The sequence below is a fragment of the Superficieibacter sp. HKU1 genome (assembly GCF_029319185.1).
Taxonomy (GTDB): domain Bacteria; phylum Pseudomonadota; class Gammaproteobacteria; order Enterobacterales; family Enterobacteriaceae; genus Superficieibacter.
The window spans coordinates 4,744,094-4,758,213 of record NZ_CP119754.1; the positions used below are offsets into that span (position 1 = coordinate 4,744,094).

12 protein-coding genes are annotated in these 14,120 nt (G+C 49.7%); 8 read left to right on the plus strand and 4 right to left on the minus strand.

The annotated features are described in order from the left end of the window. Positions 1 to 226 precede the first annotated feature (226 nt). Positions 227 to 1,153 (minus strand): transcriptional regulator MelR, encoded by a 927-nt coding sequence (gene melR, locus P0H77_RS22570; RefSeq protein ID WP_276159968.1) that lies wholly within the window; start codon positions 1,151 to 1,153, stop codon positions 227 to 229. Positions 1,154 to 1,437: 284 nt separating this feature from the next. After that, positions 1,438 to 2,478 carry a YiiG family protein gene (locus P0H77_RS22575; RefSeq protein ID WP_276159975.1) on the minus strand — a complete coding sequence of 347 codons (1,041 nt, stop codon included), beginning with the start codon at positions 2,476 to 2,478 and terminating at the stop codon, positions 1,438 to 1,440. 427 nt (positions 2,479 to 2,905) lie between these two features. On the opposite strand from P0H77_RS22575, the gene P0H77_RS22580 reads away from it, so the two are divergent. The 8 genes from P0H77_RS22580 (at position 2,906) to P0H77_RS22615 (ending at position 11,431) form a co-directional block, all read left to right on the plus strand. Next, a complete protein-coding gene (locus tag P0H77_RS22580; protein ID WP_276159990.1) occupies positions 2,906 to 5,509 on the plus strand; it encodes a sigma 54-interacting transcriptional regulator in 2,604 nt (867 codons plus the stop codon). Between the two features lie 179 nt (positions 5,510 to 5,688). Then, entirely contained in the window at positions 5,689 to 6,171 is a 483-nt protein-coding gene (locus tag P0H77_RS22585; RefSeq protein ID WP_276159999.1) for a PTS fructose transporter subunit IIA, read from the plus strand. Further along, the gene (locus P0H77_RS22590) at positions 6,168 to 7,346 is read left to right on the plus strand and encodes a glycoside hydrolase family 88 protein (protein ID WP_276160007.1); all 1,179 of its coding nucleotides are present in this window, start codon (positions 6,168 to 6,170) and stop codon (positions 7,344 to 7,346) included. Before P0H77_RS22585 ends, P0H77_RS22590 begins: the two co-directional genes overlap by 4 nt. Before the next feature lie 13 nt (positions 7,347 to 7,359). Further along, positions 7,360 to 7,857: a PTS sugar transporter subunit IIB gene (locus tag P0H77_RS22595; protein ID WP_276160014.1), complete on the plus strand. Its 498-nt coding sequence runs from the start codon at positions 7,360 to 7,362 to the stop codon at positions 7,855 to 7,857. An 11-nt stretch (positions 7,858 to 7,868) separates the two neighbouring features. Continuing rightward, complete coding sequence (locus P0H77_RS22600) at positions 7,869 to 8,672, plus strand: PTS sugar transporter subunit IIC (RefSeq protein ID WP_276160021.1); 804 nt, start codon at positions 7,869 to 7,871, stop codon at positions 8,670 to 8,672. Next, complete coding sequence (locus P0H77_RS22605; RefSeq protein WP_276160028.1) at positions 8,665 to 9,507, plus strand: PTS system mannose/fructose/sorbose family transporter subunit IID; 843 nt, start codon at positions 8,665 to 8,667, stop codon at positions 9,505 to 9,507. The genes P0H77_RS22600 and P0H77_RS22605 overlap by 8 nt, the downstream gene beginning before the upstream one ends. Before the next feature lie 47 nt (positions 9,508 to 9,554). Next, a complete protein-coding gene (locus P0H77_RS22610; protein ID WP_276160036.1) occupies positions 9,555 to 10,520 on the plus strand; it encodes a hydroxyacid dehydrogenase in 966 nt (321 codons plus the stop codon). A gap of 212 nt (positions 10,521 to 10,732) precedes the next feature. Continuing rightward, positions 10,733 to 11,431, plus strand: a complete 699-nt coding sequence (locus P0H77_RS22615) for an oligogalacturonate-specific porin KdgM family protein (RefSeq protein ID WP_346429454.1) — start codon at positions 10,733 to 10,735, stop codon at positions 11,429 to 11,431. A gap of 37 nt (positions 11,432 to 11,468) precedes the next feature. On the opposite strand, the gene P0H77_RS22620 is transcribed toward P0H77_RS22615, so the two are convergent. After that, positions 11,469 to 12,980 carry a glycoside hydrolase 43 family protein gene (locus P0H77_RS22620; RefSeq protein ID WP_276160058.1) on the minus strand — a complete coding sequence of 504 codons (1,512 nt, stop codon included), beginning with the start codon at positions 12,978 to 12,980 and terminating at the stop codon, positions 11,469 to 11,471. 193 nt (positions 12,981 to 13,173) lie between these two features. After that, a complete protein-coding gene (gene fdhD / locus P0H77_RS22625) occupies positions 13,174 to 14,010 on the minus strand; it encodes a formate dehydrogenase accessory sulfurtransferase FdhD (RefSeq protein ID WP_276160072.1) in 837 nt (278 codons plus the stop codon). Positions 14,011 to 14,120 lie beyond the last annotated feature (110 nt).

The following is a 14,120-nucleotide window of genomic DNA, read 5'->3' on the forward strand; positions in this document are numbered from 1 at the left end:
AAAAAAGACAATTGCCTTCTGTTTTTCAAAGCGTTACTCTTCAATTCCATAATTCCATCCAAACAGTTAAAAGTTGAATATCTATTACAGACAGCCTTACCCTAAGTAATAGTAATGTATGAAGTTAAATAATTTGATATAGGTTCCCTGCGGGAATGAAGCTTGTTGTTTTTAGCGCTATATGCTTTTTCATGGCTATAACACTTACTGATATTTATACCTCCTGCTACGGCAAATGTTGTCTTCGTTGTTGGCTCAGCTTACGGTACTGCTGCGGTGGCATGCCGACGTATTTATTAAACGTACTGTAAAAGCGGCTACTGGAACGAAATCCTGCAATCATTGCTATATCAAGAATGGTTTTATCCGTATCGCTAAGCAGAGCACGCACGTGGTTGATACGCATAGACGTAATATATTGTTTCATGGTCAGTTGCATAACACGCTGAAAAATACCCATCGCGTAATTAGGATTTAGCTTCACGTGTTCAGCGATAGCATTGACCGTCAATATTTTGTCGCAATGGGTAGCAATAAACTCCAGCATCTGACTCACATAAAATTGGGCATGTCGCGAAAGGCTGTCTTTCTGCGTGCGCGAGGTTTTATGAATTAACGCAGGTTGCCAGCCAGAAAGGCTAAAGCGCTTTAACATTAGCGCAATTTCATCGATCGCCAACTGGCGAACCTGTTCATTATCGCTGGTAAGCTCATGCTGCCAGCGCTGAACTTCAAAAATACTGAGCTGCTGCGCGGCGATAGATTCAATGACCATGCCATGCGTAACATGATTAATCAGTTCACGATCCAGTGGCCAGGTTAAAAACAAATGCATAGGCAAATTGAATATCGCCATCTGCTTACAGCGGCCCGGGCTGGTGAGCTGATGAGGGGTACAGGCCCAAAACAAGGTGATATGCCCCTGCTTGATCTGCACAACTTCATCGTTAAACAGGTATTCCACATCGCCATCAAAAGGAACGTTGACTTCAACCTGACCATGCCAGTGGCTATAGGTCATTGCCAGCGGTGCCCGCAACTCAACGTCCATACGCTGATACTCTGAGTAGAGTGCCAGAGGGCTACGCGTCGTTTTTTCATAACTGCGACACATATGCGGTTCAGGTGGCAGTTGCGGAATACCATTTTTCATGATGAGTAGCGTTCCCGGAACATGAGTCAGACATACTGTGATGGCAAAGCCTGAATACAGCTTAACCGAAAAAAATCTCCTTTTTACTCTTCTTTTTCGTGAAATCATTCCCAAAAACTCAGATTTAATACGTTCCGGGGCAAGATCTGAGATAACGGGAAGGTCAACTATAGGTTGCTACTCAGTAAAAACTGAGGCCGTTCCGGTTAAGAAACGGCCTCCAGTACGCATAACACTAAACGAAGGGAAGTAATTGAGGTGCCCTCTGGTTTTCCCCGCTGTGATTAGTGCAAGCGATTATAGTTGTCCACCATCTGGTTATAGCTTCTTAGCGCACGTGGATAAGAAGCTTCAACCATCCAGCCGCCATTTGCATCTGAGAGAAGCCGGTTTTCACTTTCGGAATAAGGCGTTTTATCTCTCACACGGCGGATATATTTTTTAGCATCAAGTTGGTATTCATCAGCCGAAGAAATAAACATGCTAAAATTATGCGAATCGTCCGATTGTGCTTTCAGTTTTTCTTTAAATTCAGCCGTCGTTTTTTCCAGTTCCGTCAATTGTTTCATTGCGCTATCGGCATCAAAATTTTCAGTGCTAATAACATCATTAACATTGCCGGAATGTATCATAATAGCCAGTGAATAATAACTGGCAGACTTTCCTTCACTTTGCTCAATCGCTTTCAGCTGCGCAATCTGACGTTCTGCTTCTACCTGTTTGATCGCATCATTATAAGCTTTAGCGGCAGGTTCAAACGTCTCCCACTGTTTCATCAGGGTTTGGTGCAGCGTTTTACCTTGTGCAAAGGCATCATCCTTGTAATTTTCCTGCTCGTAGTATTTATCGATTTCATTGATGGTATTGGCGACATCTACTGCACTGGTAATAAAGGTGGAGGCTGCACCATCCATCGGTTCCAGCGCAGGTTTCAGCTTAACAACTTCAGGAACGGCTTTCTGGCATTTTTCAATCGTGGAATCAGATACAGCGTAGGTGCCGTAAACAATACGTTCTTTTCCGGTAGGGCCCGTTTTGAGATCTTTCAGCCAGCTCGCGTAGCGATCCATACTGTGATAAATCGAAAGCTGCAGGGTATTATAGCAATCAATATAGGTGTTCATTTTCTCATCATGAACCATCTGCCGATCGGCCTGCGCGTCATTAGCGGATGCCGCTTGTTCTTGCGTTTTATCAGGTGCAGCATTAGATGGCGCTGGCGCACTGCTGGAAGGCGCTGCCTGAGAAGGTTCTGTTGAATTCTTATCGTCACAACCGGTAATCAGGGTTAAAACAATGGCTGTTGCTAATAGACTCCGCTTCATATATTTCCTGCCCGAGGTATTAAAAGAATACTTATCATTAACCAGCTTTTTAGTAAAAGCAATTTTAGATGTGACATCAACTGGTAATAATAAATCAAGAAAACATAGCTCATCATTTTGGATGAAAAAATGTTTCCTGTAATTCTAATTGTTATTACTTAATTGAAACACCCCCCTATATTGGGGAGGTATGAGGTAGTATGTGCCTCTCATATCAAAATTAGCGCAGTGAAACTTACGGCACTTCTGCACCATCTCCTTCGCAAAGGAAGGATAAAACTATTGAGAAACACGTCACATAATTATCAAAACATCATTTCATTTTTCATAGCAAGAGCGGAGAGTACTCAGTGTCTAATGAACTTATTAGTGTCTAGTGTCTAATTTTTTCTAGACGCTAATTTCTACTCTATCAGGATGTTACGTTATGGCGCTGTCGGCTAAAGAAAAATTGTTCCATAAAATTATCACTCACTATGCCGAAAGCCCTTCAGGATTCACGGCTCAGGACTGTGCGGACTTTATCAAGGTCAACCGCAGCGTTATCAGCCATTATCTGAACCGATTATGTGATGACGGGCGTTTACATAAGGAGAATACGCGCCCGGTCCGCTTTTTTGTCCGGCAGTCTGGTGCCGATGCGCCGTCGCAATCCCGCACAGTGTCGAAAAACCAGGATGCCTTTCAACATTTCATTGGCGCACAGGGAAGCCTGGCTGAAGCAGTAGCATTATGTCGTTCAGCGGTGGATTACCCGGGCGACGGATTGCCGATCCTGCTGTCCGGCGAAAGCGGCGTGGGTAAAAGTCACCTCGCGCTGCTGATTTATCAGTATGCCGTAGAGCGCGGTGTTATTGCCGCTGATAAACCGTTCATTGAACTCAACTGTGCAGACTACGCCAATAACCCGGAATTGCTCTCTGCTACGTTATTTGGCTATACACGCGGTGCCTTTACCGGGGCCGATCGCGAAAAACGCGGCGCGTTTGACGATGCCGACGGCGGATTTCTGTTTCTTGATGAAGTACACCGTCTGTCAGCGGAGAATCAGGAGAAATTATTTCTGTTTATGGATAAGGGGTATTTCTATCGACTGGGAGATAACCGTACACGCCATCCGGTCTCGCTGCGCTTTATTTTTGCCACCACTGAAAATATCGACACGGTACTCCTTAACACTTTTCGCCGACGCATCCCGGTGCGTGTCACCTTACCCAACTATATCTCCCGTCCGCTTACCGAACGCATCGCGCACATCACTCACTTTATGCGGCAGGAAGCGCTGAGCCTGCGCCGGGATATCCATCTGGATAATCAGCTGATGCATCAACTGGTAACGTCGCCGGTACGCGGTAATATCGGTGAATTAAAAAACCAGATTAAAGTGATGTGCGCCAGCGCATGGAGCAATAACCACGATGCGGGCGTTATCACGCTTCATGGCACGCATGCCGGAGGGGAAACGCTGGTTGTTTCCGCTCGCGCCCGCGATGTGGTGCCGGATGCCAGCGCGCTGCTGCCAAAAGCGATGCGGGACGAGGTGATTTTTCGCGATTTTTGTCATAGCGGTAATGTGCTGTTGCTGAACCGGAAAATGGAGCAGTTGCTGACCACCATCGGCGGTATGATGGCTGCCGAATCGCTGTACAGCGGGTATGTCTGGCAAAATACCATGCATGCCATTAACGAACTGGAGAATTTGACCGGTATCTCGTGCGGGCAGGAAATCCGTAAAGCAGTATGGCTATGCCTGAGTTACGCGTTGCATACTTCTCAGGAGACGGCGACGATTACCGAACTGCAAAGCATATCCGATTACGTTTCCGGTAAGGCGCGTTTACTGGCGGAAGAGTGCGTCACGCTGCTGGCAAAACACGTAGTTGATCAGCCCTTTCCCCTACTGCTGCCGCTGTTAAGCTGCGCCTTTCATACGCTGGCAGGTGAAGACGATCATATTCAGGGCATCATTGTTTCGCACGGACGCTCTACCGCCTCCAGCATTGCTGGCATCGCCAATCAGCTTACCGGCGGCTACTACTTTAAAGCCTTCGATATGCCCAACGCGACGTCCACACGCGAGATCATTGATTTGCTGATTGCCCATTTGTCCCACCTTACCCAGGGCGCAGGGCTTATTATCCTGGTGGATATGGGGTCGCTGAAAGCAATCTACGAGGAGATTAAGCTCCATCTGCATGGTGAATTGCTGGTGATTAACAATGTTACTACGGCCATGGCGCTGGATATCGCTTCGAAAATCCAGGATAAACTCCCGATGGAGGCGATTATCGAAAGCGCGAAAGGCGCGTATGAAGTCGAAACCCGATATTACGCAGGTATGCTGCCAGGCAATAAAATCATTATTTCCTGCATTTCCGGCGAGGGGATTTCCCGCAAACTAAAAGACATTGTTCAGCGCTATCTGGCGCAGGACGAGATCGACATTATTACAATGGAATATGACGATCTGAAATGGAAGATCGCCCATGCGGACCCGGCGCTGAACGGCACACGGTTAATCATCACCACCACCGATTTGGAAGCGGGCTATATTCCGCTGATTAGCGTTGAACAGCTGATTAAAGAAAAAACACAGATCCTGAAGCGCGATTATTTCAGCGGCCTGCTGATGGAAGGCGGGCTGGAACCGATGATTGATGAGGTTGTGAAGCTGTTTACCGTGGAAGGCGTTGCCAGTCGCCTGAATTTCCTGAACCCGGTAGTGATCATTGATGAAGTGGACGCAGTGATTAAGCAGTATGAAGCATTCTACAAAATCCACTTTGAAAGTTATCTGCGTATTAACCTCTTTATGCATATCGCGCTGATGATTGAACGCGTGATGGTTAACAACGGCGTACGCCACCGCGAGGAAGCAGAGCTGACGCTGGATCAGCAGGCGTTTGTCGCCGTGCACGATACTTTTTTCCAGGCGCTGAATCGCAAATATCATATTACCCTGCCGCTGACCGAAGTACTGATGATTTATGAAATTATGGAGCCCTGGATTGCCGCTGATGCAACCTGGTAATTACCCCTGCCAGCGCAAGGCTGGCAACCTCCTTCGACACTACCCATGCCGCCTCTTTTCAACACTAAAACCAGCGTCCATAAATGATATTTTAATCATATAAATCAATGAACTAAAAACATGGCACAGCGATTGCTATTCCTCTGGAAGACAACTGAAAAATGATTAAGGAACGCAAAATGCGAGAGATGTATATCGCAACGCATGGCCACTACGCCGAGGGGATTATCTCCGCTCTGAACCTTCTGATTGGGGACGATCATGGCGTCGAGCCAGTCTGCGCATATTGCGGCGAAATCGGTTCTACAGCGGAACTGGCAGTTTATTTTGATGACATTGCCCGCCAGGCGGCAAGCCGCGGCAGCGAACTGGTGCTGTTTACCGATATGCCCGGCGGCAGCGTCAATAATACTGCCGTACAGATGATGGTCAAATATCCGCATGCGCATGTTATCAGCGGAGCCAACCTGATTATGCTGATGGAATTTTGCATGTCTGAGCATGACGAAACGGCGATGCGATTACAGGATGCGATGGCCGCGGCCAGCGGCGCAATGCAGTACATGAATGACTTGCCGGAAATTATCGCAGCACGTCATGCGGTACAGCCAGGGCCACAGAACGATGTCGACGATTTCTTTACCCAGGAGGACGGACGATGACAATCGCGCCTGAAATGCTTGATGCCCGCTATAGCGCCCCACAGCCTGACCTGAGCCAGTCCTGGCTGCGAGAGGCTATTGCCGGCGTCCTGACCCAGCTTGACACCATGCTGCCGCGCTTTACCACCACCTTTCCCGCTGCCAGCGCCAGTGCGGGACGCTATCCGGCAGTGGAAAAAGTCGACTGGACCGAGGGTTTCTGGACCGGCATGTTATGGCTGGCATGGGAAGTCACTGGCGATGATAAATATCGCGCCGTCGCAGAAGGGCTGCTCGACAGCTTTGAGGAGAGGCTTGATAAACAGATTAAAGTCGATACTCATGACCTGGGCTTCCTCTATCTGCTCTCCTGCGTTAACGCGTGGAAACTGACCGGCAATATTCGTGCTCGTGACCTGGCGCTACGTGCCGCCGAACTGCTTTACCGACGCTTCAACGCCACGGCGGGCGTCATCCAGGCATGGGGAGATCTTAATGACCCTGCGCGCCAGGGACGAATGATCATCGACTGTAATCTTAACGTGCCGCTGCTGTTCTGGGCTGCCGATGAAACAGGCAACAGCGCATATCGTGAAGCCGCCGTTCGCCATCTGTCGCAGGCGGCACGCTATCTGGTTCGTGAAGATGCATCAACCTTTCACACCTTTTATATGGATATCCATAACGGCCAGCCGTTACGTGGAGATACCCATCAGGGATTCAGCGACAGCTCATGCTGGGCTCGCGGTCAGGCGTGGGGTATCTATGGTTTTGCGCTGGGCTTTCACCACACCGGAGACACCACACAGCCGGAACTGGCGCGCCGGTTAACCCATTACTTCCTTAACCGGCTGCCTGAGGACTATGTCTGTTACTGGGATCTGGTTTTTACCGCGCGGGATAACGCCTGTCGCGATACGTCAGCGGCGGCTATTGCCGTCTGCGGGCTGGCGGAGCTATTAAAGATCCTGCCGCTGACCGATCCGCTGCGCCCGGCCTACGTCAATGCTATTGCCTTGATAATCCGGAATTTATCCACTCATTATTTCGCGCCTCCGCAGGACGGCCTGCTGCGTGAAGGTGTTTACAACTTTGGCCGCAACATGGGAATTAACGAACCTAATTTGTGGGGCGATTATTTTTACTTTGAAGCCCTCGTTCGTCTTTCCCGCGTCTGGACACCCTACTTTTGCTAACTGGAGCTACACCATGATTTCTTTAGTTCGTATTGATGATCGTCTAATTCATGGCCAGGTTGCCGTGGTCTGGACCAAGCATCTTGACGTGAATCGTATCCTGGTCGCCAACGATCAGATTGTGAATAACGAGGTACAAAAGATGTCGCTGCGCATGGCGGCACCCGATACTGCGAAATGCGCGATTATGGCGGTAAAAGATGCAGGCGACGTCCTCAACGATCCGCGTTCAGAAAGCATGAAAATAATGGTTATCGTCAATAATGCCGCTGACGCCCGCCGTCTGGTAGAACAGGTTCCGGGTATAAAAACCCTGAACGTCGCTAACTTCGGGCGCATTACCGATAATCTGGCGGCCAAAAAACGTATCAGCGATACCGTCTACGTCACGCCGGAAGATGTGGTGGATTTTCACGCCATCGCCGATCGTGGCGTCCATGTTGAATACCAGGTCCTGCCTTCTCATCCGGTGAAAAACCTGATTGAGATGCTGGATAATGCCGCCAGCTAAGCGAGGTCGTCATGTTAACTTCCGCACTTCTTATTGCCCTGGTGATGTTTTTGGTGAAAACCGCCGATCATACGCTTGGCCAGCCGCTAATAGAACGTCCGCTCATTTGCGGCGCGCTGGTAGGACTGGTATTAGGCGATGTACAGCAGGGCATTATCATCGGTGCCACGCTGGAGCTGATTTTCCTTGGCACGATTACCATTGGCGGCTCGGTCCCTGCCGATCTCGCCGTGGGTTCTGTTCTGGCGACCGCATTTACCATCCTGACGCATGCCGCGCCGCCGGTCGCCGTCGCGCTGGCATTGCCAATCAGCCTGCTGGCGGTCTTTGTCTATCAGGTCCTGAAACTGGTTTATACCGCACTGGTCGAAAAATATGACGCGCTACTGGAACAAGGACATGATCGCGCTGCGCTGGGTCTGACGCTGGGCATGACTTTCTTTTATGGCGTCCCGTTCGCGCTGATCGCCTTTTTCGGCGTGCTGTTCGGTACGGATGTCATTCGCAGCCTGGTAGAAAGCATTCCGGATACGGTGATGCGCGGCATGACGGCGGTAGGCGGCATACTTCCTGCACTCGGCTTCGCTATTCTGCTGAAAGCGCTTTGGAACCGTAACATTGCTGCATTTTTCTTTATTGGCTTTGCGATGGCGGCTTACCTGCAATTGCCGATTATGGGCATCGCGATTATCGCGGCCTCCGTTGCGGTCTACCTCTGCTTCAATGAATTCAATCAGCTTAAAGCGAATGAACACACGGCGACGGCAGCAGCTCCGGCGTCGGTAGATGATAAGGACGGGTTCTTCAATGACTGATATCCAGATGAAAGACGTCAGCGCCTGGAGCGATGGCAAAAGTGAGAAAAAGCTTTTTCGTCAACTTTTTATCCGGCAGTTCCCCCTGCTGGGATCAATGAACTTCACCCGAATGGAAGGACTGAGCTACGGCTGGGCGCTGGCACCGATGTTGAAAAAAATCTACGCTGGCGATCCACATCGTTATCTTGATGCACTAAAGCGTAACAGCCAGTTTTTTAATACCAACCAGCATCTCGCGCCTTTTATTATGGGCCTGACGCTATCGATGGAAAAGGAAAACGCCGCCAATCCGAATTTTGACACATCCAGCATTAACGGGATTAAAGTCGCCCTGATGGGACCGTTCGCCGGGGTAGGCGATTCGTTCTTTTACGGCGTGCTGCGTATTATCGCTACCGGTATTGCTATTGGCCTGGCGTCGCAAGGCAATCCGCTTGGCCCGCTGTTATTTCTGCTGATTTACAACATTCCCAGCTACCTCCTGCGCTACTACGGCGGCGTGATGGGCTATCGCCTGGGGTCGAAGTATATCGCGGAAGCTACCCAGTCCGGCCTGCTAGGTTGTATCACCAAAGCATCGTCGATCATGGGATTAATGATGGTGGGTGCGATGAGCGCCAGCATGGTGAAATTTACCACCACCTTTAAGACGACCATTGCCGGACAACCATTTGTGCTGCAGGAGATCCTCGACAAAATCTGCGTTGGATTGATCCCGCTAATACTGGTGCTCGGCTGCCTGAAACTGCTGAATAAGAAAGTCAGTCCCAATAAAGTATTAATTCTGCTGATCGTTCTTGGTTTCGCCGCGGCAGGAGTGGGAATTATTTAAACCTTCAGACTCCCTTCTCCGCAGGGGAGTCTCTTTCCGGAGCATACATGAGCTGGCACGCTGCTTTATTTACCTGCCGACCTGAAAAACTTTATCAGGTCTATCAACCGTCCCATATCAATGAAATTACCGCACGTTGTAATCTGTATCTCGAAGCCATTACACCCGAAAATATTGAAGCACTATTACCCGCCTTAAAAAATCTTGAGGTGATATTTTCAACATGGGGGATGTTTACGCTTACCGAAGAACAACTTGACCGGTTACCTAATTTGAAAGTCGTGTTTTACGCTGCTGGCAAGACGGATTATTTCGCCACGCCCTTACTGGCCCGAAAAATAAAGGTGGTTAGTGCCTGGCAAGCGAATGCTGTGCCAGTGGCAGAGTTTTGCCTGGCACAAATACTGCTTGGTTGTAAAGGATACTTTCGTAATCAGCGCGACTATATCCACCCCGCATGCTTTTCCATGCTGGCGAACCACCATCCCGCACCGGGAAATTATCAGGAGAGCGTGGCGTTAATTGGTGCCGGGGCAATATCAACGACATTACAGCGTCTACTCGAACCTTTTGATTTGAACGTTATGGTTATTCCTTCACGACAGGAAAAACGCACGATTTCACTGGCGCAGGCTTTTTCCCGCGCTTATGTTGTCAGTAACCATCTGCCTCACCGTACGGATAATATTGGTATACTTAATGGCGACTTATTTCACCGGATGCGGCCGGGAGCCGTATTTATTAATACCGGCAGAGGACAACAGGTTAATGAAGATGAGCTTATTACCGTTCTGCAGGAGCGCCCGGATCTGACGGCGTTGCTGGATGTAACCCGGCCAGAACCGCCAGCAGCGGGGTCGCTACTTTATACCTTACCTAACGTGCATCTCAGCAGCCATATTGCCGGAGCATTGAATAATGAAACCCGCCGCCTTGCTAACTGCGTGCTGGATGAATTTCAACGTTGGTTAACAGGAAAGCCGTTACTGTATGATATTTCTAATACAGTGTGATAACTATCGCAATTAGTGTTTATGTTTTTATTGCAATGAGATAAACACTACCAAAAAACGCTCAGTGTCTAATAATCCTGATCTGCATTATTTTTAACACTATGTAATTAAAGAATTTTATTTTCTGGCACAGCTTTTGCAATTTTAAAAAACCTCCTGTCTCCTTGCGAGGATTACGGCAAGGAAACTCATTGCATCTTATGGGAATAAAAATGAAAAAATTACATGCAGTACTTATCGGATTACCGCTGACCTGTTTTGCACTTAATACCATGGCAGCCGCAACCTGGGTAGATAATCGATACGCGCACACTACGGCCTCTGAAAAAAATCAGTATAAAATTGGCCTTGGTCATATATTTGATAACGGTGCAGGCGTTCTCGCTTCCGCGATGTATGATTTGGGGCAGGATTTCGATCAAATGAAAAGCTCCTTCCAGGAGTTTGAAGGCTGGTATCCGGTGCCGCTGGATGAAAAATGGACGCTCACTCCTGGTGGCTTAACTGATATTGACAGCAATGGCACCAAACTGGCACCTTACCTCACCCTGGATTATAAAATTAATAAAGATTTAAGTTTTAGTGGCCGTTACCGTTACAACCACATGACGCATAAAGAATACGACTATAATGGCTATATGGATTATAACGACAGCCATCAATTTGATCTGTATTTGAATTATCAGGCGACTGAGAAATTGTGGCTGCAGCTTAATCCGGAATTTTTTGTCAATACGAACGATTTTAATGCGTCTAACGGACAAAAAACCCACTGGGAACCGAGTATTGTCGCCCGGTACCGCGTCGATAAACACTGGCTGCCCTACGCGGAAGTCGCATGGCTGGACCAGGATCAAAATCACGACGACCAGGTGCGCTTTCGTCTGGGTATTCGTTACTATCTTGATTGATATAATGACAGAGAGGGGCAGCCAGGCTGCCCCTACACTAGAGAAAAGTGACGGCAAAAGCAGAAAATGTGATTTTTCCCTCCTGGCTTTCATCCTCTCCCCGTGCATATATTCCCATCCGCGCTCCGATCCATTTTCCTGCGCCAGCCGAGAATTGCGGTTCAACGTCCTGCCATTTTCCATCAGCCAGACGGTAGTTAAACTTAACCAGACCATCGTAACTGACGCGATAACCCAGTTCGATTTGCGTTATACCGTTGAGATCCGCAACCGGCAAGACGACATCATTAAGTTCTCCCCGATCGTCTATCCATCCGTGACGGAAAAGCAGCGTCATTCCGTCGGCGGTATGGGCCACGCTTAAGGCAGCAAAACGCTGGCCATAAATGACTATTCCCCCTTCATCGCCATGCTGATGAAACGCCGGGTGCATAACCACAGTCGCGGTAAAACGTTCGGCAGGGAATTTTTGCAGCAGCAACTGGGGTAAGTGATAGAGACTGACATCAACGGGCGTTGGCGCGCAGCACAAAGAAAGACCCTGAGTCCCGAAAGTAAGCCAATTATCTTGCGGATTCGCCTGCCACTGCCACTGCAGGCCCGGTCTGCCGTTGGCGAAATCATCACTGATTTGCAGCGCGCAAGGCGAATACGGTAAGGCGGGGCGTGAATACCTTAATACTGGCTGACCTTTACCTTTTTCATCCAGCGCTTCGCCAATATGCGGCCAGCCATCGTTCATCCAGCGCAACGGCTGGAGATGCACAATACGGCCATACACGCCTTTATCCTGAAAATGGAAGAACCAGCTTTCACCGTTTGACAGTTCAACCCACGCTCCCTGGTGTGGGCCATTGATTGGCGTTGAACCCTGGTGCAGAACGTCACGGTACTCCCAGGGGCCGCCCAGTGTCGCCGCGCGTAATACCGCTTGCCAACCGCGTTTAACACCACCCGCCGGGGCGAATATCCAGTATTCGCCATTTCGCTTATAGAGCTTGGGGCCTTCCAGCGTTGGGTGCGAAGGCGTACCGTCGAAAATGATGCGTCCATTATCCAGCAAGCAGGAAGCATCGGGTGCCATTTCAAACAGTTGCAGCTTGTTTTTGATTCCACTACGGCTGAAGGCAAAGGCGTGTATCAGCCATGCCCGGCCATCGTCATCCCAGAACGGACAGGGATCTATCCATCCTGGTTTCGCCTTCAAACAACGCGGCTCGCTCCACTCGCCAAGCGGATCGCGGGCATGGGTGACAAAAATGCCCTCATCCGGCAGGCTGTAAAAAACCCAGAACTGGCCGTCGTGAAATCGAATTGATGGGGCCCAGATGCCTTTTCCTGGCTGAACGGTATCATATTCCGGCGAGGGAAGACGTTTGATGACATGGTTAACGAGCCGCCAGTGGATGAGATCGCGGGAGTGGAGTAGCGGTAAACCCGGAAGTTGATGAAAACTGGAGGCGACCATCCAGAAATCATCACCGGTACGGATCACATCGGGATCGGCATAATCTGCGTGAATGACAGGATTCTGATAGAGCAACGGCATTGTACAGGACCTTTAGTTATCGACTGTACAAACGGCTGCAATATTCAGACCATCAAATAAAAAATCTTTATTAACAATACAATAGAGGAATAAACAGACACAAAAGACGACCGCAACCGCACTTTCGACACCAGGCTTCGCCAGTCCGCCTGGCGGACAAATGCATCTGGCCCTTTCCAGAACCAAAGAAACGTTAACTCGTCACCAGCCGTTGCGGATGCGTATAAATCGTTGCCCTCCCCGGCTTACAGAATCCCACCAGCGTCAGGTTACAGCGTTCCGCCACTTCTACCGCCAGCGTCGTGGCTGCCGACACGGCAAACAAAATCTCCACCCCGCACATCGCCGATTTTTGCACCATTTCATAGCTGGCACGGCTGGAAACCAGTACCGCACCCGACTGCCAGCGATTGCCTTCCTGCGCACGACGTCCCAGCAGCTTATCCAGCGCCACGTGGCGACCGACGTCTTCATGTCCGCCCGCCAGTTCGCCGGAAGGCAGCATCCAGGCGGCAGCATGGGTACAGCCGGTCAGCTGGCCGATGGGCTGAAAATCACGCAGCTGGCCCAGCCCGCGATCGAGATCGGCCAGGGCGAAAGTTTGCGTAAACGGCAGCGGCGCAATGGGCTTACCGATATCGTTAAGCTGTTCAACACCGCAGACCCCGCAGCCGGTGCGTCCGGCCAGTGCGCGGCGGCGTTCTTTCAGCCCCATGAAACGGCGGCTGGAAAGCTCAATTTGCACCTCCAGACCGTTGCACGCCTGAACCACATCCATCCCGTAGATCTCGTTTTGGTTTTCTATAATCCCTTCGGATAAGGAAAAACCGACCGCAAAATGCTCCAGATCTTTCGGAGATGCCATCATCACCACATGAGAGATGCCGTTGTAAACCAGGGCGACAGGCACCTCTTCTGCAAGCGCATCGGGCTGAGAATGTTGCAAATTATCGCGTTTCCAGAGGCTAACCTGGCGGCAACCTGTGATGTTCGTCACATTTTTATCCCTTTTGGGGTAAATTTCATTCACTTTTTTTTAACCGTGTCAAAACAGGCATACCAACGTTGTGGTATTCTAGGGCAAAACCCTTCCAGGAGGGAGGGATAACAATTCTGAACCTTTGCGGGGTTCACCGCAAA